At 68.0% G+C, this 24,244-nt stretch carries 22 protein-coding genes; 14 read left to right on the top strand and 8 right to left on the bottom strand.

Annotation, left to right across the window (positions count from 1 at the left end):
• The first annotated feature begins 119 nt into the window (after positions 1-119).
• Positions 120-389 (top strand): 30S ribosomal protein S15, encoded by a 270-nt coding sequence (gene rpsO / locus RN51_RS16205; protein WP_017830938.1) that lies wholly within the window; start codon positions 120-122, stop codon positions 387-389.
• A gap of 98 nt (positions 390-487) precedes the next feature.
• Here rpsO and RN51_RS16210 read toward each other — a convergent pair whose 3' ends face one another.
• Positions 488-1,492 carry an isopenicillin N synthase family dioxygenase gene (locus tag RN51_RS16210; RefSeq protein ID WP_045265074.1) on the bottom strand — a complete coding sequence of 335 codons (1,005 nt, stop codon included), beginning with the start codon at positions 1,490-1,492 and terminating at the stop codon, positions 488-490.
• Positions 1,493-1,645: 153 nt separating this feature from the next.
• On the opposite strand from RN51_RS16210, the gene efeU reads away from it, so the two are divergent.
• Genes efeU through efeB form a run of 3 tightly spaced genes read left to right on the top strand, consistent with a single transcriptional unit; the run spans position 1,646 to position 5,161 of the window.
• Entirely contained in the window at positions 1,646-2,590 is a 945-nt protein-coding gene (gene efeU / locus RN51_RS16215; protein ID WP_045265075.1) for an iron uptake transporter permease EfeU, read from the top strand.
• Positions 2,587-3,819 carry an iron uptake system protein EfeO gene (gene efeO, locus RN51_RS16220; protein ID WP_045265076.1) on the top strand — a complete coding sequence of 411 codons (1,233 nt, stop codon included), beginning with the start codon at positions 2,587-2,589 and terminating at the stop codon, positions 3,817-3,819. The genes efeU and efeO overlap by 4 nt, the downstream gene beginning before the upstream one ends.
• A gap of 37 nt (positions 3,820-3,856) precedes the next feature.
• On the top strand, positions 3,857-5,161 hold the full coding sequence (gene efeB / locus RN51_RS16225; protein WP_197073276.1) for an iron uptake transporter deferrochelatase/peroxidase subunit: 1,305 nt from the start codon (positions 3,857-3,859) through the stop codon (positions 5,159-5,161).
• A 4-nt stretch (positions 5,162-5,165) separates the two neighbouring features.
• On the opposite strand, the gene RN51_RS16230 is transcribed toward efeB, so the two are convergent.
• Together RN51_RS16230 and RN51_RS16235 are read right to left on the bottom strand one after the other, a co-directional pair.
• The gene (locus RN51_RS16230; protein WP_045265078.1) at positions 5,166-6,041 is read right to left on the bottom strand and encodes a serine hydrolase domain-containing protein; all 876 of its coding nucleotides are present in this window, start codon (positions 6,039-6,041) and stop codon (positions 5,166-5,168) included.
• 10 nt (positions 6,042-6,051) lie between these two features.
• Complete coding sequence (locus RN51_RS16235) at positions 6,052-7,194, bottom strand: acyltransferase family protein (RefSeq protein ID WP_045265079.1); 1,143 nt, start codon at positions 7,192-7,194, stop codon at positions 6,052-6,054.
• Positions 7,195-7,304: 110 nt separating this feature from the next.
• Here RN51_RS16235 and RN51_RS16240 point away from each other — a divergent pair, with 110 nt between their 5' ends.
• From RN51_RS16240 to RN51_RS16250, 3 genes are read left to right on the top strand one after another with little or no spacing between them, the layout of a single operon-like run.
• Positions 7,305-8,531: an LLM class flavin-dependent oxidoreductase gene (locus tag RN51_RS16240; protein WP_045265080.1), complete on the top strand. Its 1,227-nt coding sequence runs from the start codon at positions 7,305-7,307 to the stop codon at positions 8,529-8,531.
• Position 8,532: 1 nt separating this feature from the next.
• Positions 8,533-9,177, top strand: coding sequence for an FMN reductase (locus tag RN51_RS16245; RefSeq protein ID WP_045265081.1), 645 nt, complete (start codon positions 8,533-8,535; stop codon positions 9,175-9,177).
• A 51-nt stretch (positions 9,178-9,228) separates the two neighbouring features.
• Entirely contained in the window at positions 9,229-10,581 is a 1,353-nt protein-coding gene (locus tag RN51_RS16250; RefSeq protein ID WP_197073277.1) for an FAD-binding oxidoreductase, read from the top strand.
• A 1-nt stretch (position 10,582) separates the two neighbouring features.
• Here the strand turns inward: RN51_RS16250 and RN51_RS16255 are convergent, their stop codons facing one another.
• Both RN51_RS16255 and RN51_RS16260 read right to left on the bottom strand, forming a co-directional pair.
• Entirely contained in the window at positions 10,583-11,272 is a 690-nt protein-coding gene (locus tag RN51_RS16255; RefSeq protein WP_045265082.1) for a response regulator, read from the bottom strand.
• Positions 11,269-12,558, bottom strand: coding sequence for an ATP-binding protein (locus RN51_RS16260; protein ID WP_045265083.1), 1,290 nt, complete (start codon positions 12,556-12,558; stop codon positions 11,269-11,271). The genes RN51_RS16255 and RN51_RS16260 overlap by 4 nt, the downstream gene beginning before the upstream one ends.
• Before the next feature lie 145 nt (positions 12,559-12,703).
• On the opposite strand from RN51_RS16260, the gene RN51_RS16265 reads away from it, so the two are divergent.
• Positions 12,704-14,143 (top strand): cation:dicarboxylate symporter family transporter, encoded by a 1,440-nt coding sequence (locus RN51_RS16265; protein WP_045265370.1) that lies wholly within the window; start codon positions 12,704-12,706, stop codon positions 14,141-14,143.
• A 54-nt stretch (positions 14,144-14,197) separates the two neighbouring features.
• Here the strand turns inward: RN51_RS16265 and RN51_RS18610 are convergent, their stop codons facing one another.
• Together RN51_RS18610 and RN51_RS16270 are read right to left on the bottom strand one after the other, a co-directional pair.
• A complete protein-coding gene (locus RN51_RS18610; RefSeq protein ID WP_017830923.1) occupies positions 14,198-14,374 on the bottom strand; it encodes a DUF5302 domain-containing protein in 177 nt (58 codons plus the stop codon).
• 31 nt (positions 14,375-14,405) lie between these two features.
• A complete protein-coding gene (locus RN51_RS16270; protein WP_156149209.1) occupies positions 14,406-14,990 on the bottom strand; it encodes a DedA family protein in 585 nt (194 codons plus the stop codon).
• Positions 14,991-15,130: 140 nt separating this feature from the next.
• Here RN51_RS16270 and RN51_RS16275 point away from each other — a divergent pair, with 140 nt between their 5' ends.
• Positions 15,131-17,071 carry a GDSL-type esterase/lipase family protein gene (locus RN51_RS16275; RefSeq protein WP_045265084.1) on the top strand — a complete coding sequence of 647 codons (1,941 nt, stop codon included), beginning with the start codon at positions 15,131-15,133 and terminating at the stop codon, positions 17,069-17,071.
• Positions 17,072-17,083: 12 nt separating this feature from the next.
• Here RN51_RS16275 and RN51_RS16280 read toward each other — a convergent pair whose 3' ends face one another.
• Entirely contained in the window at positions 17,084-18,394 is a 1,311-nt protein-coding gene (locus RN51_RS16280; protein ID WP_045265085.1) for a UDP-glucose dehydrogenase family protein, read from the bottom strand.
• A gap of 361 nt (positions 18,395-18,755) precedes the next feature.
• Here RN51_RS16280 and RN51_RS16285 point away from each other — a divergent pair, with 361 nt between their 5' ends.
• From RN51_RS16285 to RN51_RS16305, 5 genes are all read left to right on the top strand, one after another.
• Positions 18,756-21,032 carry a polyribonucleotide nucleotidyltransferase gene (locus RN51_RS16285; protein WP_045265086.1) on the top strand — a complete coding sequence of 759 codons (2,277 nt, stop codon included), beginning with the start codon at positions 18,756-18,758 and terminating at the stop codon, positions 21,030-21,032.
• A gap of 219 nt (positions 21,033-21,251) precedes the next feature.
• Entirely contained in the window at positions 21,252-22,280 is a 1,029-nt protein-coding gene (locus tag RN51_RS16290) for an aldo/keto reductase (RefSeq protein WP_045265087.1), read from the top strand.
• A 69-nt stretch (positions 22,281-22,349) separates the two neighbouring features.
• A complete protein-coding gene (locus RN51_RS16295; RefSeq protein WP_045265088.1) occupies positions 22,350-22,952 on the top strand; it encodes a histidine phosphatase family protein in 603 nt (200 codons plus the stop codon).
• Positions 22,953-23,052: 100 nt separating this feature from the next.
• Positions 23,053-23,793 (top strand): 4-hydroxy-tetrahydrodipicolinate reductase, encoded by a 741-nt coding sequence (dapB, locus tag RN51_RS16300; RefSeq protein ID WP_045265089.1) that lies wholly within the window; start codon positions 23,053-23,055, stop codon positions 23,791-23,793.
• Positions 23,793-24,227 (top strand): hypothetical protein, encoded by a 435-nt coding sequence (locus RN51_RS16305; protein ID WP_045265090.1) that lies wholly within the window; start codon positions 23,793-23,795, stop codon positions 24,225-24,227. The genes dapB and RN51_RS16305 overlap by 1 nt, the downstream gene beginning before the upstream one ends.
• The last annotated feature ends 17 nt before the right edge of the window (positions 24,228-24,244 follow it).

Genomic DNA, 24,244 nt, shown 5'->3' on the forward strand with positions numbered 1-24,244 from the left:
ATCCGACGGGTGCGACGACTGGTAGACTCGTCAGGTTGCCGTTTGATCGGCCGCGGATAAAGAGAGCCCACGCATCAGGCGTCGGGCGCCGCGCAACAAGCTGAAAGGGGATCGAATCTATGGCACTGGAAGCAGACGTCAAGAAGGCGATCATCGAAGAGTACGCGACGCACCCCGGTGACACCGGATCCCCCGAGGTGCAGGTCGCGATGCTGACGCAGCGCATCAAGGACCTCACCGAGCACCTGAAGGAGCACAAGCACGACCACCACTCGCGTCGTGGTCTGTTCCTGCTCGTGGGTCAGCGCCGTCGTCTGCTCGGCTACCTCCAGGACATCGACATCGCGCGCTACCGCTCGCTGATCGAGCGTCTCGGACTCCGCCGCTGAGGCACCGCGACCCTGCGTTCAATCGCGCAGAACATTCTTGAGAAGGCCGCCCCACGGTGTGGGGCGGCCTTCGTCATGTCCGGGACTGTGGCTCCCGCTCAGGCTGAGGCGCTCACGAGGTCGGGGTGGTGGATGGCCGCGACATCGGGGTGCGCACGAAGCCGAGACTTGAGCGCGTTCTCGCCGTAGGTCGCATGGATCGGGTTGCCAGGGTCCTCGGTGACTCCGGTCGCTTGAGCAGCGAGGTCAGCGGGGAGTTCGAGGAGGGGCAGCTGCTGGTCGAGCGCGGGGTTGAAGAAGAACGGGATCGAGATGCGCTCCTCCGGTGCCCGTGGTGAGATCACACGGTGGTTCGTGGCCTTGAGGTATCCGCCGGTGGCGTACTCCAGCAGCTCGCCGATGTTGACGACGAAGGCGCCGGGCACCGGGGGAGCCGACACCCACTCGCCGTCACGCTCGACTTGGAGTCCGCCCTTGCCGGGTTCGACCCACAGCAGCGTCAGCACGCCGGAGTCCTTGTGCGCTCCGACACCCTGCTGCGGTTCCGGCTCGTCCGTTCCCGGGTAGCGCACGATCTTGATCAGGGTCGACGGATCGCGGAACGGCTCGTCGAAGTAGGTCTCCTCCGCCCCGAGAGTGAGAGCCCAGGCGCGCAGAAGCTTGCGGGCGATCTCTGTCAGGGTGTCGTGCCACTCCGTCACGACCGCCTTCAGCTCCGGCTGTGCTGCGGGCCAGAGGTTGGGGCCCGTGAGACGGTTGAAGGCCGGGCCGCCCTCGACCGGTTCCCGCTCCGGGCCGATGTCGATCTGCTCGCGCCAGTCGACCTTCCCCTGTGTCCGTTCGCCGCCGATGCGCGTGTACCCGCGGAAGTGCGGGCTGTTCACGTTCTCGATCGCGAGCTTGTCCTCCTCGGGCAGGGCGAAGAAGTCGAGTGCAGCTCGGTGGAGCCGCGCCTCGAGCTCAGGGGAGATTCCGGTGCCGGTGAGGTAGAAGAAACCGACATCGTGTGTCGCGGCCCTGAGGTCCTCACGGAATCGTGCGGCGGCGTCGGGGCCTTCGTCGAGCTGGGAGAGATCGAGGATGGGAAGCGAGAGTTCAGCCATGGACCGAGGCTACGTCGGCTGGACGGGGAGGGGACCCTGTGTTGCACTCCATTACTTTCCGTCGGCCGTGTTTAGAGCAGGTCGATCGCGGTGCTAGAGTCGACCTTCGGTAAGGGCCGCCTTACCTCAGTCACTGCAAGAGAGTGTTCTTCCGTGCTCGCCACTTTTCTCATCGGGCTCCGCGAGGGTCTTGAAGCCGCACTCGTCGTCGGCATCCTCGTCGCCTATCTCCGTCGTCTCGGTCGGAAGGACGTGCTCCCGAAGATGTGGGCAGGGGTCGGTCTCGCGATCGTGCTCGCGCTCGGCATCGGCGCCGTCCTCACCTTCGGTGCGTATGAGCTGACGTTCCAGGCGCAGGAGCTGATCGGCGGCGGACTGTCGCTGCTCGCCGTGGCGATGGTGACCTGGATGATCTTCTGGATGCAGCGCGCCGGTCGCAGCATGAAGGCCACGCTCGAGGGCGGCATCGACCGCGCTCTCACCGCCGGTGGTCTGTGGGCACTCATCGCCATCGGCTTCGTGTCGGTCGCGCGCGAAGGCATCGAGACCACGCTGCTGCTGTGGTCGATGATCCAGTCCTTCGGCGACGCACCCTCGGCGCTGCTGGGCGCGCTGCTCGGCCTGATCGCGGCGGTGGTCATCGGCTGGCTGATCTCCCGCGGCGCGCTGCGACTCGATCTGCGCCGCTTCTTCGCGTGGACGGGAGGGTTCCTCGTGATCGTCGCGGCCGGTGTCCTCGCTTACGCGCTGATGGACCTGCAGGAAGCCGGAGCGCTTCCTGGCCCCTTCACCGCCCTTGCCCCGATCGATGCCGTCAGCGGAGGAGTCGCCGTCGGATGGGCCGCATTCCCGTTCGGCTGGGCATTCGACGTCTCGGCGACGATCGCCCCTGGTGGTCCGCTGGCTTCGATCCTGCAGGCGACCGTGGGATTCATGCCGGCGATGACCTGGTTGCAGGTCGTCGCCTGGATCCTCTACATCTCGATCGTCGGATGGCTCTACATCCGCGGCCTCCGCGCGAAGCGCCCTGCGACTCCGCAGAGCCCGACGGAGCCATCGTCGACATCTCCCTCCCTCTCACCACAAGGAGCAGCATGACCACCTCGCACCGGATCCTGGGGGTGCTGGCCGCCACGGGTGCCGCCGCGCTCGTCCTGAGCGGCTGCGTCGCGAAGAGCGATGCGCAGGCCACGGCGGCGTTCGACGTCTCGTCCACGGACAGCGCCTGCGCCGTGTCAGCAGCGACGGCGAAAAGCGGAACTCTCTCCTTCGACGTCAAGAACGACACCGATCAGGTGACGGAGTTCTATCTGCTGGCCGAGGACGGCCTTCGCATCGTCGGCGAGGTCGAGAACATCGCCCCGGCAGCGTCGCGCACGTTGACCGTGGTCGTGCAGCCCGGCGACTACTACACGCTCTGCAAGCCGGGGATGATCGGCGACGGCGTCGGCAAGACGGCGTTCACGGTCACTGGAGACCGAGTCGCGGTCGAAGGGCCCGACGCGGAACAGAAGCAGAAGGCGGTCGACCTCTACGGGGCATTCGTCAAGGACCAGGTGGGTCAGCTCGTCCCCGCCGTCGAGGACTTCGTCGCCGCCTACGAGTCCGGCGACGACGAGACCGCGCGCACGCTGTTCCCGCAGACACGCGCCTTCTACGAGCGCATCGAACCCGTCGCGGAGGCGCTGGGTGACCTGGACCCGCGGATCGACTACCGTGAAGTCGACGCCGTCGCCGAGAAGCTCGATTGGACGGGTTTCCACCGCATCGAGAAGGACCTGTGGGTGCCTGCGCAGGACGCGCTGAACGCCGATGGCGAGACCCCTGCGTGGCAGGACTGGGCACCGTCGACACCCGACGAGCGCGCCGACTACGGCGACCTGCTGCTCGCCGACGTGCAGGAGCTCTACGACTACGTGCACTCCGACGACTTCACGACTGCGCTCGACGATCAGGGGATCGGCGGTATCTCCAACGGAGCGATCGCGCTGCTCGACGAGGTCGCGACCGGCAAGATCTCCGGCGAGGAGGACTGGTGGTCCGGCACAGACCTCTACGACTTCGCGGCGAACGTGGAAGGCTCGAAGATGGCGTTCTCGCTCGTGCAGGACTTCGCCGTGGCGCAGGGTGATCAGGGCAAGGCCCTGGTGACCGACATCGAGTCGGGTTACACCGCGCTCCAGGATTCGCTCGCGGCGCACGGTTCGCTCGACGCGGGCTTCGTGGACTACTCGGAGTTGACCGACGCCGACAAGCGCGAGCTCACCGATCTGATCAACGCCCTGGCCGAGCCGCTGTCGCAGCTCACCAGCACGGTCCTCGATTGATCGTCGTCAAGACGACATACGGGAGACCATCACGGACGTGAACGAGTCAGAAGCGGACGCCGCGCAGGGAGAACAGGCGTCGGGCGCGGCATCCGCCCCGACCGGACTGAGCAGGCGTGGCCTGCTCGGGCTGGCCATCGGCGGAGGCGTCGCGGGCCTCGCCGTCGGGGCCGGCGCGGGTCTCGCCAGTGGTGTGGCACTGGGGCGTGCGCGTGCCGCCGACGACGCGCACTCCGCCTACGAGTTCTTCGGAGAGCACCAGGCAGGTATCACCACTCCGGTGCAGGATCATCTGCACTTCGCCAGCTTCGACATGATGCCGCGCACCGATCGCGAAGACCTGATCTCCCTGCTGCAGGACTGGTCCTATGCGGCCTCCCGCATGGCCCAGGGCCTGGAGGTCAGCGCGACCGGAGCAGTCGGCGGGCCGGCCGAGGCGCCTCCGGATGACACAGGGGAGGCGCTGGGTCTGCCTGCCGCCGGGCTCACGATCACTTTCGGCTTCGGGCCAGGGCTCTTCGAGAACGAAGACGGCGACCGTTACGGCATCGCGGCGCAGCGTCCGCCCGGTCTGGAGCGGCTGCCGGCCTTCCTCGGTGACGACCTCGATCCGCAGACCTCGTATGGTGATCTCTGCATCCAGGCCTGCGCCGACGATCCCCAGGTGGCCGTGCACGCCATCCGCAACCTGAGCCGCATAGCCTTCGGCCGCGCGCGCCTGCGCTGGTCGCAGCTCGGCTTCGGCAAGACGTCGCGCACCACGGCGACGCAGGCGACGCCGCGCAACCTCTTCGGGTTCAAGGACGGCACCGCGAACATCCTCGCCGACGACACCGAGGCACTGAGCGATCACGTCTGGGTGGCCGCGAAGGACGATCCGGCGTGGCTGGCCGGCGGTTCCTATCTCGTGGCCAGGAAGATCGCCATGCTCATCGAGACCTGGGACCGGGTGCGGCTCTCCGAGCAGGACACCATCATCGGTCGCGACAAGGGCCAGGGCGCACCGCTCTCGGGCGGTGACGAGTTCACCGCTCCGGATTTCCACAGCAAGGCGATCGATGCCAACAGTCACGTGAGTCTCGCGCATCCGGAGCGCAACGACGGCATCCGCATCCTCCGCCGCGGCTACAACTACGTCGACGGCAACAACGAGCTCGGTCGGCTCGACGCCGGGCTGTTCTTCCTCTCGTATCAGCGCGATCCCGCGCAGTTCATCACGCTGCAGCGGCGGCTGTCGACCGACCTCATGAACGAGTACATCCGCCATGTCGGGGCGGGTATCTGGGCGGTGCCGCCCGGCGCGAAGCCGGGCTCCTACGTAGGCGCGGGGCTCTTCGCCTGACCGGTCATCGCTGCCGCGCGGCTTCGAGCGTCTCCACGGCGAACGCGGCGATGTCGTCGGCACCGAAGTGGTCCTCGGCGGTGATGGTGACCACGGCGTCGTCGAGGAAGATGAGCAACTGGCCGTGGGCGCCGTGCAGTCGCCAGGCCCGTCCGGGTCCACCCCATCCGGCGAGGGCGTACCGGTCGTAGCTCGGGTTCTCGCCGGCGACCCGCCATTCCGTGTGCATCGCATCGACCCATTCGGGAGCGATCAGTTGTCGACCCTCCCACGCGCCACGCTCCCTGATCAGCAGGCCGAGGCGCGCCAGCTCATCGGTGCGCAACGGCAGGCCTCCTCCGGCCACGATGCGGCCCTGGGGGCTGCGCTCCCATTCCACGTCTTCGATGCCGAGCGGACGGAACAGGCGAGCATCGAGATAGTCGCCCACGTCTCCGACGCGCGAGGCGAGCGCGGCCATCGCGGTGTATGTGCTCGCGTTGGAGTACTGGAACGATGTCCCGTTCGACGGGCGGCGCAGGAATTCTCGGGCGAGGTCGGGCCAGACGGTCATCATGGTCTCCGACCAGGGCAGATCGATCCCGCTGGTCATCGAGAGCAGATCCCGCAGCGTGACGTTCTCGACGCCTTCGCCCAGCTCGAAGTCGGGGAGGTACGTGCCGACGGGCACGTCGAACGACACCGCACCCTCGTCGGCGGCCAGCCCCGCGGCCAGGACGCAGACGCCTTTCGCGACGGAGTGGACGTCCTCCCGCACGTCGTCGGTCCAGCGGTGGTCAGCGGTCTCGGCTGCGACGCGGACGTGCAGCCCGTGAGCGCCGAAACCCGTCTCCTCGATGCGTTCGACGATGCGGTCTCGGACGGTTTGCGCGCGGCTCACGCCTTCGAGGCTATCGTCCTGGCTGGCGCGGACGTCGCGAGCCGGTCGGGTCGCTCCGGCGCCCCTCCTTGGAGGCGAGCGCCGGGTCGGCGAACAGCCAGCTGGGGCGAGGTTCCACCAGCGGACGGAAGACCCACCTGACCGGCTTCGTCGCCAGGACGAGGGCGATCAGCACCGAGAAGATGGTCACGAGGGGGAGCCAGATCCAGGTCGGCTCGAGGTTCTGCAGGATCCCGCTCTCGCGGAACGGGTACAGCACGAACGAATGCAGCAGGAACACGTACATCGTGTACTGGCCGAACGTCGTCCACCAGTGGGCGCCCCGCGGGATGAGGGCGAAGAAGGCTGCACTGAGCACGACGGCGAGCATCATCAGGACGATACGCACGCCACCTGCCCACCACTGCTCCCCGCCCAGGTCGGCGTAGGAGTCCTCGTAGAAGAGCCAGTGCCGCAGGTCGGCCGCCTGCCACAGGGGAAGCCAGTTCCAGGCGGCCCAGCCGGTCAGCGCGAAGATGCCGATGGCACCGCCGCGGATCCACCACGGGCGGAAGTCGAGGAGACGGAACCGCTCGACGATGTCGTGCTCGCGCAGCCACCAGCCCAGAGTGAAGAACGGCAGGAGCCCCAGGGTGCGGGACAGCGAGAACGTGCTGTCGACGTTCGGCAGGTATCCCACGCCGACCGAGATCACGACGGTCCATAGCAGCGGCCAGCGAAGCAGCGCGAGGTAGGGGAGCACGAGCCGGAAGATCCCGAGCGCGAGGAGGAACCACAGCGTCCAGCTCGGCTTCGTGATGTTCGGATCGACCTGGCCTTCCACCAGCCACTTGGTGAGGGTCCACAGCGTCTCGAAGATGACGTAGGGGAGCAGGATGTCCGTGATCACCCTCGCCATCTGGGTCTTGGTGGGGGAGCCGGACTTCGAGAAGTAGCCGGAGATGATGGCGAACGCCGGCATGTGGAACGCGTACAGCGCCAGGTAGAACGCGAACGCGATGTCGGAGTCGTACGTCAGACGCTGGATCGCGTGGCCGAGGACGACGAGCACGATGCAGACGTATCGCGCGTTGTCCCAGAACGGCACTCGCCGCCGTCTGCGGGGAACGGATCCTGTGGTGGGCCCTGAGACGTCGGCGCCGGCACTGCTCATCGTTCGAGGCTACAGGCCGGGAATAAAGTTGATCTGAGCGCGTTGACACAGATACATTCAAATGAATAGAACGGGATGCGAGTCGTCCGGTTCGGAGACACGGAGCAATCATGAGCGAGCAGTCAGGCGCGCAGGCGATGCAGTTCGGCATCATGTCGGTCAGCGACATCACCCGCGATCCCACCACGGGTATCACCCCCAGCGAGCAGGAGCGCATCAAAGCGACGACGGCGATCGCCGTGCACGCGGAAGAGGTCGGGCTCGACGTCTTCGCGATCGGCGAGCACCACAACCCGCCGTTCTGGTCCTCCAGCCCCACGACCTTCCTGGCGGCACTGGCCGCGCAGACCGAGCGCCTGATCGTCTCCACGTCGACGACGCTCATCACCACGAACGACCCGGTGCGCATCGCCGAGGAGTACGCGATGCTGCAGCACGTGTCCGACGGACGCATGGACCTCATGCTCGGTCGCGGCAACACCGGCCCGGTGTACCCCTGGTTCGGCCAGGACATCCGGCAGGGTCTGCCGCTCGCGATCGAGAACTACGCCCTGCTGCACAAGCTCTGGCGTGAGGACGTCGTCGATTGGGAGGGCAAGTTCCGCACCCCGCTGCAGGGCTTCACCTCGACACCCCGGCCGCTCGACGGCATCGCTCCGTTCGTGTGGCACGGTTCCATCCGCACGCCGGAGATCGCCGAGCAGGCCGCCTATTACGGAGACGGGTTCTTCGCGAACAACATCTTCTGGCCGAAGGAGCACTACCAGCGCCTCATCGAGCTGTACCGTCAGCGCTTCGAGCACTACGGCCACGGCACGCGCGAGCAGGCGATCGTGGGGCTCGGCGGTCAGGTGTTCATGGCCGCGAAGTCGCAGGATGCGGTGAACCAGTTCCGCCCGTACTTCGACAATGCGCCCGTCTACGGTCACGGTCCGAGCATGGAGGACTTCACCGAGATGACTCCGCTGACGGTCGGCTCGCCGCAGCAGGTGATCGATCGCTACGCCGGCATGCGCGAGCACTACGGTGACTACCAGCGCCAGCTGTTCCTCATCGACCACGCGGGTCTGCCGTTGAAGACGGTCCTCGAGCAGCTCGACATCCTCGGTTCCGAGGTCGTCCCCGTGCTGCGCAAGGAACTGGCGAAGGACCGCCCGGCATCCGTGCCGGACGCCCCGACCCACGCGGCGCGCGTCAAGGCCGAGTTCGGTGACGGGCCGACCCGTCAGGCACGCCCCGGCGCGAACCGTGGTGACAACCTCACCGGCGACTCGCCCTATCAGGACACTCCGGCACCTGCCGGTGCGTCGTTCGGAATCGGTCGGAAGGAGGCCTGACATGACCACGCGCCGTATCGCCGTCGTCTCGGCAGGGCTCTCCAACCCGTCGTCCACCAGGATGCTCGCGGACCGACTCGCGGCCGAGACCGTGAAAGCCCTCGCCGCACACGACATCGAGGCGAGCGTCGACGTAATCGAGCTGCGTGACTACGCGCACGACATCACGAACAACATGCTCACCGGCTTCGCGCCACCGGCGCTCGAGACGGCGATCAACACGGTGGTCTCCGCGGATGCGTTGATCGCCGTGACGCCGATCTTCTCGACGAGCTACTCCGGGCTGTTCAAGTCGTTCATCGACGTGCTCGACCCGGACGCCCTCACCGGCAAGCCCGTGCTCATCGGGGCGAACGCGGGTACTGCCAGGCACTCGCTGGCGATCGACTACGCGATCCGCCCGCTCTTCGCGTACCTCCACGCCGAGGCCGTCTCGACAGGAGTGTTCGCGGCATCGAGCGATTGGGGCGGCGCGGGCGACGATGTCGCTCCGCTCGCCAAGCGTGTGGAGAAGGGGGCGAAGGAGCTCGCGGAGGCGATCGCACGTCGCGGAGCCTCCGAGACGATCGATCCCTACGACCCTGCCACGTACCTGGGAGAGGGTCGCTCGTTCGGCCACATGCTCGGCGGTCTCGCCGGCGAGTGAGTCGCGCATGACGCCATCGACGATGTCCGAGGGATGTCGTACGGTGGCGTCATGCCAACGCACCCCGCTCTCACCGCGCTCCAGGATCGGCTGACCGGAGCCCTGCTTCTTCCCGAGGATCCCGGGTACGAAGCTGCACGGCAACCGTGGAATCTCGCGATCGAGCAGCATCCGGTGGCGGTGGCGACACCCGCCGACGTCGATGACCTCCGTGCGCTGCTGCGTGCGGCTCAGGAATCGGGCATGACCCTGGCCGTCCAGCCGAGCGGGCACGGAGCGTCCGGTGCCCTGAACGGTGCGGTCGTCGTGCGCATGAGCGCGTTCGACGAGCTGTCCCTCGACCTCGAGAGCGGAGTCGCGACGGTCGGCGCCGGGGTGCGCTGGGGAGCGATCGTCGCGGCGCTGGAAGGGACCGGATGGGTTGCGCCGGCCGGCACCAGCCCGGTCGTCAGCGTCGCCGGGTACACGCTGGGCGGCGGGCACTCCTGGTTCAGCCGCACGGGTGGTCTCGGCTCCGACAACCTGCGCGCGGCGTGGGTGCTCCGCCCCGACGGCACGCATGAGCGCGTCGACGATGACACCGACCGCGACCTCATGTGGGCATTGCGCGGAGCCGGGGGCCTCGTGGGGATCGTGACCGCGCTCGAGATCGAGCTCGTGCACGCACCGGACGTCTGGGGTGCGAATCTCACGTTCGACGTCGCCGACGCTCCCGCGGTCGTCCGTGCGGTCCGCGATCTCGCCGAGTCAGCGCCCGCGTCGCTCAACGTGTTCGTCAACTCGATGCGCATGCCGGATGCGCCGGAGCTGCCGGAGCAGATCAGGGGACGCAGCTTCCTCACCGTGCAGGTGCTGTCGACCGATGGGCCGGAAGACGAACTGGTCGACACCGTGCGCAGAGCAGGGGAGGTGCGCAGGGAGATCACCGGTCCGACGTCGCCCGCTGCACTCGCCGCCGCCTCGAACGAGCCCACGGAGCCGACCCCTGGCCGTGGCGCGTCGATGGCTCTAAGCGTCCTCGACGATGAGACGATCGATGCCCTCCTCGAGTTCCGGGAGCTGCCGGAGCACTGGCCGCTCATGGGCATCGAGCTCCGCATGCTCGGCGGTGCTCTCGATGCTCCGCGCCGTCCGGGCTTCGCGTCGCTGGAGTCCGCCAGCTGGCTTCTGCACGCTCTCGTCCCGGTCATCCCCGGTGTGCCTGTCGAACCGGGGGACGCGAGCCTCGTGGCATTCCGAGAACTGCTGGCGCCGAGCGAAGCCGCGCAGACGGTGACGACCTTCCTCGGCCCGGATCAGTCTCTCGACCGTTGCGGCTCTGCCGAGGATGTCGCCCGGCTGCGCGGCGTGCGTTCGCGTGTCGACCCCGATGGCCTGCTCGAGGAAGGTCGTCTGCCGCGCTGACCTACGGGGGAGGAGGTCCAGGGCGTTTCCAGCCGTACTCGGTCTCGGGTCGCCCGCGCGTGCCGTACCGCGCGGACTTCGTCAGCACGCCCTCGGCGACCAGATGCTCCAGATATCGGCGCGCTGCGACTCGTGACATGCCCAGTCGTTCGGCTGCTTCCCGTGCAGAGAGCGGTCCGCCGGCTCGCAACTCTGCGGCGATTCGTTCCAAGGAGATCGTCGAGAGCCCCTTGGGCAGCGCGATCGTGCCCGTGGAGCGTCCGAGCAGCGCATCGATCTCCGCTTGCGTGGCCTCGCCCTCGGTAGATCGCGCCTGCTCCCGGTATGCGCGGTACTGCTCCATGCGCTCGCGGAACACGGCGAACGGGAACGGCTTGACGAGGTACTGAAACACGCCGAGAGCCGCCATCTGCCGCACCGACTCTGCGTCGCGCACACTGGTGATCGCGATCACATCCAAGGCGGCGGAGCGTCCCCGGAGGGCACGAAGCACGTCGATGCCCGACCCGTCCGGCATCGTGATGTCCAGCAGGACGAGATCGAATGCGCCCGGTCGATCGAGCACAGCCGTCATCGCGGCGCGGGCGCCCGTGCACTCGCCCGCGACCTCGAACCCGTCGAGACGAGCCAGGTAGTCGCGGTGCAGCTCGAGCGTGAGTGCGTCGTCGTCGACGATGAGTGTGCGGATCATGGTCGCCGTCGCCCCTGCCGTTCTCCTGCCGCGGGAAGGACGACACGGAAGGTGGTCGGGTCGTCGCTCACCGATACCGAGCCGCCAGCCCCGCTCACCACCGAGCGCACGAGCGCCAGGCCGATGCCACGCCCCTGCGCATCGGCGGGCTTCGTGGAGAAGCCCTGCTCGAACATCCGCTCGCGCACGGTCGGCGCCATCCCCGGACCGCTGTCGGAGACCTCCAGCACGATTCCGCGGCCATTGTGCGGACGGAGGGACACCTTCACCCAGCGGTCGTCCGATTCGGCCGCGGCATCCATGGCGTTGTCCACCAGGTTGCCGAGCACCGATACGGCGTCCACCGTCGACAGGGGAGTAGGCGGAGTGTCCGGCTCGATGTGCACCCGCCAGTCGATGCCGCGTTCGTTGGCCTGGGAGGCCTTGCCGAGGAGGAGCGCTCCGACGGCCGGATCGCCGTGGCGTCGCGCGGTCACCTGATCGACGAGGGATTGGCTCTGACGGGACGTCTCCGTGAGGATCTCGATCGCCTCGTCACGGCGTCCGAGCTCGAGCAGAGCCACGGCGGCGTGCATCCGGTTCCCGTGTTCGTGCGTCTGTGCCCGCAGTGCTTCCCCCAGAGTGCGGATCGACTCGTACGACGACACGGCGTCGCGGAGCTGTCCGGGTGGGAGGTCGCCGGCGATACGGCGGGTCACGCGACGGGCGATGGCTGCTCCACCGGCGCCGAGCGCGACGAGGCCGATCGTGATGCCGAGCGTGAGAGGAAGGCGGCGGACGAGCGTGTCGCTGATGGACTCGGTCGTCACTCCTGCGGCGACCCATCCGAGCAGTTCGCCATCTGGCGCCATGACCGGCACGATGGTCCGTACCGACGGGCCGAGGGTGCCGGTGAACTCCTCCGTGAGCGTCTGCGGTGACGCGGGGATCGTGCCGAGGTAGGTTCCGCCGATCTGGTCGGCGTCCGGGTGGGTGATCCGCGTGCCGTCAGACGTCATCACCGTGATGAAGTCGAGCCTCGCACCGGCGACCACGGTCAGCGAGTAGGGCTCGAGGACCCGGGTGGCTGCCTCCCGGTCGTCCGAGCTCAGACCGTCGATGACATCCGGGGAGGCAGCGAGCGAGACGGCAGTGGCGGCCGTGACCCGTTCCGCCTCGGCGCGGATCGATCGTTGCGCCTCCAGCACCAGGAAGCCCGCGACGAGGATGCCGATGACGACGGCGGCGGCCAGCAGCACTGCGAACACACGGGAGGCGGTGCTGCGGGTGCGGGAGGGGCGCGCCATCGCTTCCTCCGATCGTCGCTGCTCAGGTGCCGAGACCAATACGACCACAACTCGCCTCGATGCGGGAAGTCGACGACCGTGAACTCTGATCGGCGGCGAAGCAGCCGCCCACCGGACGATGACGTCGATGATCGAGGAGGACGCGATGGCGCTCACAACAGGATTCTCACTGCCGAAGTTCAACTGGCGGCGAGGGAAGCAATCGTGGGACCGGCATACCTGGCTGTATGTGTCGGTGCTCCTGGCGGTCGTGCTCGGCGCCGTCATCGGCCTCGTCTGGCCTGAGGTCGGCCAGGCGTTCGAGCCTCTGGGCAAGGGCTTCGTCGCCCTCATCAAGATGATGATCGCCCCGATCATCTTCTGCACGATCGTGGTCGGCGTGGGGTCGATCGCCAAGGCGGCTACCGTCGGCAAGATCGGCGGGCTCGCGCTGCTGTACTTCATGGTGATGTCGACCTTCGCCCTGGCGATCGGCCTCGTGGTGGGGAACATCATCCACCCGGGTGCCGGACTCGACATGGCCTCATCGACGTACGACGCGGTCGAGGCGGAGGCCAAGACCACACAGGAGTTCATCCTCGGCATCATCCCGACCACGTTCTTCTCGGCGTTCACGGGCGAGAGCGTGCTGCAGGTGCTGTTCATCGCGCTCCTCGTCGGTTTCGCGCTGCAGGGGCTCGGAGACCGCGGCGCCCCGATCATGGAGGCCGTCAAGCAGCTCCAGAAGCTCGTCTTCCGCATCCTCGGCATGATCCTGTGGCTGGCTCCGCTCGGTGCCTTCGGTGCGATCGCCGCCGTGGTCGGCAAGACCGGTGTCGCCGCGATCTGGAGCCTGGGCACCCTGATGGTCGCTTTCTACATCACCTGTATCCTGTTCATCGTCGTCATCCTCGGGGTGCTGCTGTGGACCGTCACGCGGGTGAACATCTTCGCGCTCATGAAGTACCTCTCCAGGGAGTACCTGCTCATCGTCGGAACGTCATCCTCCGAGTCGGCACTTCCCCGGCTGATCGCGAAGATGGAGTTCGTCGGCGTCTCCAAGCCGGTCGTCGGCATCACCGTTCCCACCGGATACTCGTTCAACCTCGACGGCACGGCCATCTACCTGACCATGGCCTCGCTCTTCATCGCCACCGGCATGGGCCAGCCGATGACGATCGGCGAGCAGATCGGGCTGCTCGTGTTCATGATCATCGCCAGCAAGGGAGCCGCAGGAGTCACCGGGGCTGGCCTCGCCACTCTCGCCGGCGGTCTCCAGGCGTACCGTCCCGATCTGGTGGACGGCGTCGGGGTCATCGTGGGCATCGACCGATTCATGTCGGAGGGGCGAGCGCTCACCAACTTCACCGGCAATGCGGTCGCGACCCTGTTGATCGGCACGTGGACGAGGCAGGTCGACCGAGACCGTGTGCGACGCGTGCTCAGCGGGGAGCTGCCCTTCGACGAGTCCCTGCTCGACGGCGTCGATGCGCACGAGCCCGCGGGCAGCGCTCAGGCCGCGGACATGCAGGAGCTCCGCGAAGCAGCTGTCTCCGAGATGGCGGCGAAGGAGGAGCGGGCCCGGCTCCGCGCCGACCGCCGCTGAGACGGAAGTGGGGGATGCGGGAGCCCGGCCGAGCCGGCTCCCGCATCCGCGCGGTCAACCGCTCTTGCGTCGGAACTCGCGCCGGGTCTGCGGGGCGTTCGCACTGTGCACGGCGGAATCGCCGTCGAGGTGTGCCTCGCCCTGCCGGTGGTGCGCGTTCTTCTTCTCGAGCGCTTCCTTGAACTTGCGCTTCATCTCCTCAGACGAGGAGGCGCCTTCTTCGGTGCTCATGCCCCGAGCCTAGGGCACACGATGAGGCGGGTCACCCTCGGGAACGACGCACCCAGAGATCGATCAGTGCCCCGAGCCCGATCGCGAGCACGATCGAGACCGGCACCGCGACGAGAGGGCCACCGGGGAGGAGCGTCGCGACAGCAGCACCGACCGCCGCCTGGTACAGCGCCCATCCGGTCGCTGCGAGGCTCACGAGCGCGAGGTAGCGCGGCGGATGGACATGCGACGCTCCGGCGACCAGGTTGATCGCGAGTCTCGCGAACGGGACGAATCGCGCGGTGAACAGCACCGTCGCCATCCCACCGTCCAGGCGGTGTCGCGCCCATCCGAGTGCCTGCTGCACGCGTGGTGTCCTCATCCATCTCCAGCGTTGCGTACCCACCGACCTGCCGATGAGGTAGCAGCAGGCGTCACCGATGGCAGCGGCGACGGCGGCGCACAGGACGACGGCCCACAGCGGTGGCGAGCCCGTCGTGACCGCGATCGCGCCCAGAGCGGTCACCGCGATCTCGCCGGGCACCACCACGAAGAAGGCATCCCCGATGACGAGCAGACTCATCACGCCCAGGCTCCAGGGGCTCGCCAGCAAGGCGGTGAGCAGATCCGTCGGCACGTCGTCCACTGTGCCCGCGGCGGGTGAACGGGAACCAAAGAGCGGATAGCCGGTGACCCGTTCTCCAGCATCCGATGAACATCCGGTGCAGAGGGGCGTCTGAGGTCCTTCCTGGTCCCGTGGGGCGTCATCCTGAGGCTGTGAGAGTAGCGATCGTCACGGAGTCCTTCCTTCCGCACATGAACGGCGTCACCGGCTCGGTGCTGCAGATCCTGCGACACCTCGAACGGCGGGGACACGAGGCTCATGTCATCGCCCCCGACGCCGTCGGTGCACCGACGGAGCTCAGCGGCGCCCGCATCGAACACATCCCGAGCCTCGCGCTCCCGGGGTACCGGCACGTGCGGGTGGGGACATCGAGCGCCCACCGCGTCGCCGTCTCGCTCGCTCGCTTCCAGCCCGACGTCGTGCACCTCGCGTCGCCGTTCGCCCTGGGATGGAGTGGGGTGCTGGCGGCGCAGCGCCTGAGCCTGCCGACGGTCGCCGCCTATCAGACCGACGTGGCCGCGTACACCGCGCGCTATCGGGTCGCCGCGACAACCGGCATCGCGCAGGCCCACATCGCCCGCCTGCATCGACGAGCCACCCTCACCCTCGCCCCCTCCGTCGACTCGGCCGGGCAGCTCGCCGCCCTCGGCATCGATCGCGTGCGGCGTTGGGGGAGGGGTGTCGACGCCGAGCGGTTCCAGCCGTCACGACGCGACGACGCGCTCCGAGCAGCCTGGGATGCTGATGTCGTCATCGGCTACGTCGGACGCCTCGCGCCCGAGAAGCAGGTCGAAGACCTCGTCGCACTCCGCGGCATCCCCGCCACGCGCCTGGTGATCGTGGGCGACGGACCCAGCAGAGCGAAGTTGCAGGGACTGCTGCCCGATGCAATCTTCCTCGGCCACCTCGACGGAGAGGCGCTCGCCGCGGCGATGGCATCCTTCGACCTGTTCGTGCACCCGGGGGAGAGCGAGACGTTCGGTCAGACCCTGCAGGAAGCCCACGCGAGCGGTGTTCCCGTGATCGCGACGGGCCGAGGCGGTCCACTGGGTCTCGTGCGCATGGGGATCGACGGCTGGCTCTACCGACCGGGGGACTTCGACGATCTGCGCAGCAGGGTGGCGGACCTCACCGGCGACGCGCGTAAGAGACGGGCGTTCGGTCGGGCGGGCCGCGAAGCCGTGCAGGAGCGCAGCTGGGAGACGGTGTGCGACCAGCTCCTCGACCACTTCGACGAGGCGAGGACGCTGCATGCGGCGGATACCCGGGCTCGAGCTCGTCGCCTCGTCCGCCCCGAGCCACCCGCAGCCGTCGTCCCCCGTCGGTGGCAGCGATACGTCGCCCTCGGGGACTCGCTCACGGAAGGGCTCTGCGATCCGGCCCCTGATGGCGCGCTGCGGGGATGGGCTGACCGTCTCGCCCTCCTGCTCGCGGCCAAGGGCGGCCTGCACTACGCGAACCTGGCCATCCGGTCCAAGCGCGTGCGCGACGTCTCCGGGGCGCAGCTGGACAGAGCGCTCGAGCTCCGGCCTGACCTCGTGTCGATCCTGATCGGTGCCAACGACCTCGTGAAACCCCGCGTGGATGTCACGGCGCTCGCCGCAGAGCTCGAGGATGCCGTGCGCCGTGTGAGGGCGATCGGGGCCGACGTGCTCCTCGTCACCCCCTTCCTTCCCGGCCGACGCGCTGCGTCGATCTATACGCGGAGGTTCTCCGCCTTCGCCACCGCGTTGAGCGGGATCGCCCTGCGCACCGGCGCCGTCCTGATAGACACGGACCTTCATCCCGCGCTGGCCGAGCGTCCGAACTGGGGAGAGGACCTGGTCCACCTGAGCAGTCGTGGACACCGGTTCCTCGCTTACCGTGCTGCCGAGGTGCTGGGTGTACCGGACGCGGATGCGCTCGGAGTGCTCGATGCGGCGATGCACGAGCATGAGGCCATCGGCGTCGGTGCCTGGTGGCGACAGTATGCGCTGCCGTGGGTCTGGCGTCGCCTCAACGGTCGGGCGGCAGGAGACGGGAGGATCGCGAAACACGAGGACTACGTGTATCTCGGTCGGCCTTCTGCGGCATTCGCTTCGGTCGTGCCCTGAGATCCGCCTCCGTCAGCGCCGGCCCATGCCGTGGTACTGCCAGCCGGCGGCGCGCCAGGCTGTCGAGTCGAGGCAGTTGCGACCGTCGATGATGATCCGGCCGCGGACGAGTGCCCCCGCGTGCTCCGGTGAGAGCTCCCGTCGATACTCGTCCCACTCGGTGACGACCACGACGGCGTCCGCCTCGCGCAGAGCCTCGTCGCGATCGCGGGCATAGCCGAGTTGCGGGTGCGCCGCGGCAGCCTTGTCGACCGCGGCGGGGTCGGTGACGACGACATCAGCACCCAGGCCGCGAAGACGCACGGCCACGTCGAGGGCCGGCGAGTCCCTGATGTCATCGCTGAAGGGTTTGAACGCCGCTCCCAGCACGGCGATCCTGCGGCCGAACACCAGGCCGCCCAGCGCGTCCACCACGATCTGCACCGCGCGGTCGCGGCGTCGGAGATTGATCGTGTCGACCTCGCGCAGGAAGCCGACGGCCTCGCCGCGGCCCAGCTCTTCGGCACGTGCCGCGAATGCCCTGATGTCCTTGGGCAGGCAACCGCCGCCGAAGCCGATGCCTGCGCCGAGATACCGTGGACCGATCCGGCTGTCATGGCCCAGCGCGTCGGCGAGCAGAGCGACATCCGCACCGGACGCCTCCGCGATCTCCGCCATGGCGTTGATGAAGGAGATCTTCGTGGCGACGAAGGCGTTCGCTGCGCCCTTGACCAGCTCCGCCGTCGCGAGGTCGGTCACCAGGAACGGTGTCCCGCCGTCGACAGCAGCTCGGTACACCCCTCGCAGGGCTTCGACGGCCCGCTCACCGCGGATCCCCGGTTCCGCGCCGACGACGAGACGGTCCGGTGTCAGCGTGTCGTGCACGGCCCAGCCCTCGCGGAGGAACTCCGGATTCCAGACGAGCGTCGCGCCGGTGGCGGAGATGCGCTCAGCGATCCCCGCTGCGGTCCCGACGGGGACGGTGGATTTGCCGGCCACCACGACTCCCGCGCGCAGGTGAGGGAGCAGACCGTCGACGGCCGCGTCGACGTAGCGGAGGTCTGCGGTGTTCGCCCCCGGGGTCTGCGGTGTGCCGACCGCGAGGAAGTGGACATCTGCGCCTGCGGCGTCGACCATCCGATCGCTGAAGCGGAGCCGTCCCGACGACAGGCCATCCGCGAGGAGTTGCGAGAGCCGTGGTTCGAAGAACGGCGCAGCGCCCGACGAGAGCGAGGCGACCTTCTGCCGGTCGACGTCGATGCCCACGACGTCGTGTCCGAGGGAGGCCATGGCGGCGGCATGGACGGCACCGAGGTATCCGCAGCCGATGACTGACAAGCGCATGGACTCCACCACAGCGGATGCTCATCTCGCATCGGAGTCCACGCGGTGAACGCGTCGTGGCCGGTCGATGTCCTTTCTCCGGTCCAGCACCGCCTCGCGGGAATCGAGGAACTCGCTGTTAGAGTGGATGAGGTTGATGTCTGTCAACCGCACAACCTCATATCGACTCATGGAGCGATCGGCGGAGAAGCTGGTCCCCTGTGGTGGGTTCCTCGGCGCACGTCGGGTGGCTTTCTACTGGTGGCCAGCGCAGGCGAGATTCGCGGGAATGCCCGCGCGCCCGAACCCTTCCGTTCCGCTCCTTTGAACACGCTCGCGCGTCACACGGATTCGCGAGTCTAAACAAAGAAGGAGAGACCTCTTGGAAGGTCCTGAAATCACCGCCACCGAGGCCGTTCTCGACAACGGCCGCTTCGGCACCCGCACCATCCGCTTCGAGACCGGCCGCCTCGCGCAGCAGGCTCAGGGCGCAGTCGCCGCCTACCTCGACGGCGAGACCATGCTCCTCTCGGCCACCAGCGCAGGCAAGCACCCGCGCGAGGGCTTCGACTTCTTCCCGCTGACGGTCGACGTCGAGGAGCGTTCGTACGCCGCCGGCAAGATCCCTGGCTCGTTCTTCCGTCGTGAGGGTCGTCCCTCCACCGAGGCGATCCTCGTCTGCCGTCTCATCGACCGTCCGCTGCGCCCGTCGTTCGTCGACGGACTGCGCAACGAGGTCCAGATCGTCATCACGGTCCTCTCGATCGCGCCGGGCGAGTTCTACGACGCTCTCGCCATCAACGCGGCGTCCGCGTCGACGCAGATCTCCGGTCTGCCCTTCTCGGGCCCCGTCGCCGGCGTGCGCCTCGCGTTCATCCCCGGCCAGGGCGAGCACGCCGACCAGTGGGTCGCGTTCCCGACCGCTGAGCAGGTCTCCGAGGCCGTGTTCGACCTGATCGTCGCCGGTCGCGTCGTCACCAAGGCGGACGGCAGCGAAGACGTCGCGATCATGATGGTCGAGGCCGAGGCCACCGAGCACAGCTGGAACCTGATCAAGGCCGGCGCCACCAAGCCGAACGAGGACGTCGTGGCCCAGGGCCTCGAGGCCTCCAAGCCCTTCATCGCCCAGCTCGTCAAGGCTCAGGCCGAGCTCGCCGCCACCGCGTCGAAGGAACCGGGCGTCTACCCGGTCTTCCCGGCCTACAGCGATGAGGTGCACAGCTTCGTCTCGGAGCGCGCCTTCGCCGAGCTCAGCGATGTCTACCAGATCGCCGACAAGGTCGAGCGTCAGACCGCTGACGACGCGATCAAGGACCGCGTCAAGGCCGAGCTCATCGAGGCCACCGAGGCGGGATCGCTCCCGGCTGCGGCTCCGCTCGAGTTCTCTGCGGCGTACAAGGCCGTCACCAAGAAGATCGTCCGTGGACGTATCCTCACCGAGGGCGCCCGCATCGACGGTCGTGGGCTGGCGGACATCCGCCCGCTCGACGCCGAGGTGCAGGTCATCCCGCGCGTGCACGGTTCCGCGATCTTCCAGCGCGGCGAGACCCAGATCCTGGGCGTCACCACGCTGAACATGCTCAAGATGGAGCAGCAGATCGACTCGCTGTCGCCCACGACGAGCAAGCGCTACATGCACCACTACAACTTCCCGCCCTACTCGACCGGTGAGACCGGCCGTGTGGGTTCGCCGAAGCGTCGCGAGATCGGGCACGGCTTCCTCGCCGAACGCGCCCTCGTGCCGGTGCTGCCGAGCCGCGAGGAGTTCCCGTACGCGATCCGTCAGGTCTCCGAGGCGCTCAGCTCCAACGGCTCGACCTCGATGGGCTCCGTCTGCGCGTCGACCCTGTCGCTGCTGAACGCGGGTGTGCCGCTGCGCGCTCCCGTCGCCGGTATCGCCATGGGTCTCGTCTCGGACGAGGTCAACGGTGAGACCCGCTACGCGGCGCTGACCGACATCCTGGGCGCGGAGGATGCTCTCGGCGACATGGACTTCAAGGTCGCAGGCACGAGCGAGTTCGTCACCGCGATCCAGCTCGACACGAAGCTCGACGGCATCCCGTCGTCGGTGCTCGCGGGTGCGCTGACCCAGGCCAAGGATGCCCGTCTGACCATCCTCAACGTGCTGAACGCCGCGATCGATGCTCCTGACGAGATGGCGCCGACCGCGCCGCGCGTCATCAGCGTCCAGATCCCGGTGGACAAGATCGGCGAGCTGATCGGCCCGAAGGGCAAGACGATCAACGCGATCCAGGACGAGACCGGCGCGCAGATCTCCATCGAGGAGGACGGCACCGTCTACATCGGCGCGACCGACGGCCCCTCGGCCGAGGCCGCCCGTGCCCAGGTCAACGCGATCGCCAACCCCACCAACCCGGAGGTCGGCGAGCAGTTCCTCGGCACCGTCGTGAAGATCGCCACCTTCGGTGCGTTCGTCTCGCTGCTGCCGGGCAAGGACGGCCTCCTGCACGTCACCGAGGTGCGCAAGCTCGCCGGTGGCAAGCGCGTCGAGAACGTCGACGACGTGCTCTCGGTCGGCCAGAAGATCCTCGTGAAGATCACGAAGATCGACGACCGTGGCAAGCTCTCGCTCGAGCCCGTGCTCGACGACGCTCCGGCTGCGGAGGCTGCGCCCGCGGAGGACGCCGCCGCCGAGTAAGCACAGCGTTCGAACGGAACCCGGGCCTCTTCCCGCAGAGGAGGCCCGGGTTCCTTCGTCCAAGGGTGTGACCAAATCGTTATCGGGTGTTTCCGCGCCGTTCCCCGGATTGGTCAGGACGTTCGGCGAAGTCGCTTACTCTCGAAGTACGCACCGGGGGGTGCAGATCCAGCAGGTACGCAGGTCGGCACGCACCGATCGACGCGGGGGTGAGAGAGAATGCGGTTGTTCAGCGTAGGCGCAGGAGCGTCTGAGGAAAGCGCCCAGCAGGGCGCTGTCGAGCATCCGTCCGCGCCCATCCCGATCGTCGGACCAGGCATAGGAGAGTCCATCCGCGTCGCCCTCGGCGAGACCGGTTTCACGACTTTCCCGTTGATGCTCGGAGCGGCCGAGTTCGGGTGGAACGTCGACCTCGAGACCAGCCACGGCATCCTCGATCGCTACGTGGAGTTCGGCGGGAACGCCATCCACACCGCTGACGGCTTCTCGGGTGGACGCAGCGAGCACATCATCGGACAGTGGCTCCGGTCGCGCGGCCAGCGCGAACGCAGCGTCCTGAGCGTCCGCATCGGCGCTCATGCCGACAACCCCGGCCTCGGCTCGGTCAATCTCGTCCGTGCCGTCGAAGGGTCGTTGACCAGGCTCGGCGTCGATCGCATCGACGTGCTCTATCTCGATGCCACTCTCGACGCGACGACCAACCTCGAAGACACCTTGGCCACCGTCGAGTGGATGACGGATGCCGGCAAGATCGGTGCGGTCGGTGCATTCGGCTTCGCCCCGGAGCGGCTCGTGGAGGCGCGCATCCTGGCCGCGGCCGGGTACCCCCGCATCCAGGTGATCGACACCCCGTACAACCTCGTCCGTCGTCAGCCGTTCGAGGGCGACCTGCGGCTCGTGGCCGGCGCCCAGAACCTCGCCGTCACGCCGTCGCACGCGCTCGAGCACGGATTCCTCTCCGGCCGGCATCGCAGCAAGGCCCTCACCTCGCGCGGTGTGCGGGGCGAGCAGCTGCGTGGTCATCTGAACCGCAGGGGGATCAAGATCCTGCGGGCTCTCGATCAGGTCGCGGAAGAGGTGAGCGCTCCCGTCGCGGCGGTCTCCATCGCCTGGTTGCTCGCCCAGCGGACGGTCGCGGCACCCATCGTGAACGCGTTCGCGAGCGATCATGTCGATGAGCTCATGCAGGGAGCGGGAGTATCCCTCTCCCGCAGCCAGGTCTCCGATCTCACCCGGGCGGGCAACTGAGCTTCCACCTACCCGTGACATAGGGTGGAAGAGAGGTCCGGCGGATGCTGGCGATGAAGCGAGCGATTTGTGACGCACTACATATATCTGGTCAGACACGGTGAACATCAGGATGCCGAGTACGGTCTCGCCGACGGACCCCTCTCGCCGAGGGGACAGCGTCAGGCGGAGCTGATCGCGGATCGGCTGTCCGGGCTTCCTCTCGACGCCGTGTGGCATTCGCCGTTGTTGCGTGCGAACGAGACGGCGCGTGCGGTCGCGGCCCGCCTGCCGTCGGTCGATCCCGAGCCCACAGCGCTGCTGTTCGACTGTGTCCCGACCGGGATGACCGACGAGACCCCGTCCGTGTTCGAGCCGTTCTTCGGTTCCGTCACCGAGGCCGAGATCGAGGCGGGGCGGGCGCAGATGTCCGACGCCGTGAACGAGTTCCTCGTGCGCAAGACCGGCGACGTGCACGAGGTGCTCATCACGCACAACTTCGTGATCTCCTGGTTCGTGCGTGAGGTCCTCGCCGCACCCGAGTGGCGGTGGATGACGCTGAATCAGTCCCACTGCGGGCTGACGGTCATCGCGCAGAAGCAGGGACGGCCGTGGACGCTGCTCACGCACAACGACACGGGCCACCTTCCCGTGGAGCTTCGCACGGGGATCCCCGACGCGCTGCTGGTCTGAGCACACAGACCCGACGAGCCCTCGGTGGCGCCACGGATTCCGAGATACCGGCCCGCGCGCCCCTGACCGTGCTCCGCCGGCCGCGAAATAGACTGGACGCATGACCACGCAGGTAGCACTCGTCGGCGGAACCGGGAAGCTCGGCACGATCATCGGTGCGGTGATCGACGAGCTCGACGGGTTCGAGGTGAGCCGTGTGCTGACCTCTTCCAGCGATCTCGCAGAGATGGACGGTGCTGACCTCGTGGTCGACGCATCGACGCCGCAGGTGAGCATCGAGGTGGTGCGCGCAGCCGTCGAACGCGGCATCAACGTGCTGGTCGCGACCTCCGGCTGGTCCGCCGAGCGGATCGCGCTCGTACGCCCTCTCGTCGAAGCTGCCGGCACGGGCGCCGTCTTCATCCCCAACTTCTCGCTGGGCTCGGTCCTCGGCTCTGCATTGGCCGCGGCCGCCGCACCCTTCTTCAGCTCGGCGGAGATCGTCGAGGCGCACCGCGAGACCAAGATCGACTCTCCGAGCGGAACGGCCGTGCGCACAGCAGAGCTGATCGCGACTGCGCGCGCCGAGCAGGGGCCCGTCAGTGCACCGCATGCCGATCAGCGGGCAAGGGGGCAGCAGGTCGGCAGCGTTCCGATCCACTCGCTGCGTCGCCCCGGTGTCGTCGCCAAACAGGAGGTCATCCTCTCCGGCCCGGGCGAGTCTCTCACCTTCACGCATGACACGGTGGACTCCGCGCTCGCCTATGCTCCCGGAATCCGGCTCGCCGTGCCTTTCGCGCTGAACGCCAGCGGAGTGTTCGTCGGTCTCGAGCACATGATCGACATCGGCATCCGCTCGTGATGTCGCGTATCGGCGTCGCGCTGATGGCCGCGGCGCTCCTCGTCTATCTCGCTGTGGCGATTTGGCTCGCGGTGATGTTCATCTCGGTCGGCACCGGGATCTCCATCGGCATGGGCGTCACCCTGCTCGTGCTGGCACCGATCGGGGCATGGGCGCTGGTCAGGGAGATGATGTTCGGCTTCGGCGCCGACAGGCTGGGACGTCTTCTGGATGCGGAGGGCGGGATGCCTCCGGTCGAGACGGAGTTGACCCCCAGCGGGCGGATCGCTCGCGCAGACGCCGATCCGCTCATCGAGCGGTATACCGCGGAAGCAGATGCGGCGGATGACGACTGGCGGGCGCGCTATCGACTGGGAGTGGTGCAGGACGCGGCGGGCCGTCGGAAAGAGGCCAGGGCCAGCATCCGCGAGGCTATCCGGCTCTCGCGAAGCTGACCCTGGTGCCGTGGAGC

Origin of the sequence: Microbacterium oxydans, from assembly GCF_000956405.1 — a bacterium.
Lineage (GTDB): Bacteria > Actinomycetota > Actinomycetes > Actinomycetales > Microbacteriaceae > Microbacterium > Microbacterium oxydans_C.

Excerpts from the sequence above, each read along its gene's own strand:
- RN51_RS16245 (WP_045265081.1), top strand. The coding sequence starts at position 8,533 with ATGACCACGCGCCGTATCGCCGTCGTCTCGGCAGGGCTCTCCAACCCG.
- RN51_RS16240 (WP_045265080.1), top strand. The coding sequence starts at position 7,305 with ATGAGCGAGCAGTCAGGCGCGCAGGCGATGCAGTTCGGCATCATGTCG.
- efeO (WP_045265076.1), top strand. The coding sequence starts at position 2,587 with ATGACCACCTCGCACCGGATCCTGGGGGTGCTGGCCGCCACGGGTGCC.
- RN51_RS16260 (WP_045265083.1), bottom strand. The coding sequence starts at position 12,558 with ATGGCGCGCCCCTCCCGCACCCGCAGCACCGCCTCCCGTGTGTTCGCA.
- RN51_RS16255 (WP_045265082.1), bottom strand. The coding sequence starts at position 11,272 with ATGATCCGCACACTCATCGTCGACGACGACGCACTCACGCTCGAGCTG.
- RN51_RS18610 (WP_017830923.1), bottom strand. The coding sequence starts at position 14,374 with ATGAGCACCGAAGAAGGCGCCTCCTCGTCTGAGGAGATGAAGCGCAAG.
- RN51_RS16210 (WP_045265074.1), bottom strand. The coding sequence starts at position 1,492 with ATGGCTGAACTCTCGCTTCCCATCCTCGATCTCTCCCAGCTCGACGAA.
- rpsO (WP_017830938.1), top strand. The coding sequence starts at position 120 with ATGGCACTGGAAGCAGACGTCAAGAAGGCGATCATCGAAGAGTACGCG.
- RN51_RS16280 (WP_045265085.1), bottom strand. The coding sequence starts at position 18,394 with ATGCGCTTGTCAGTCATCGGCTGCGGATACCTCGGTGCCGTCCATGCC.
- RN51_RS16265 (WP_045265370.1), top strand. The coding sequence starts at position 12,704 with ATGGCGCTCACAACAGGATTCTCACTGCCGAAGTTCAACTGGCGGCGA.
- RN51_RS16290 (WP_045265087.1), top strand. The coding sequence starts at position 21,252 with ATGCGGTTGTTCAGCGTAGGCGCAGGAGCGTCTGAGGAAAGCGCCCAG.
- RN51_RS16250 (WP_197073277.1), top strand. The coding sequence starts at position 9,229 with ATGCCAACGCACCCCGCTCTCACCGCGCTCCAGGATCGGCTGACCGGA.
- RN51_RS16305 (WP_045265090.1), top strand. The coding sequence starts at position 23,793 with ATGTCGCGTATCGGCGTCGCGCTGATGGCCGCGGCGCTCCTCGTCTAT.
- dapB (WP_045265089.1), top strand. The coding sequence starts at position 23,053 with ATGACCACGCAGGTAGCACTCGTCGGCGGAACCGGGAAGCTCGGCACG.
- RN51_RS16235 (WP_045265079.1), bottom strand. The coding sequence starts at position 7,194 with ATGAGCAGTGCCGGCGCCGACGTCTCAGGGCCCACCACAGGATCCGTT.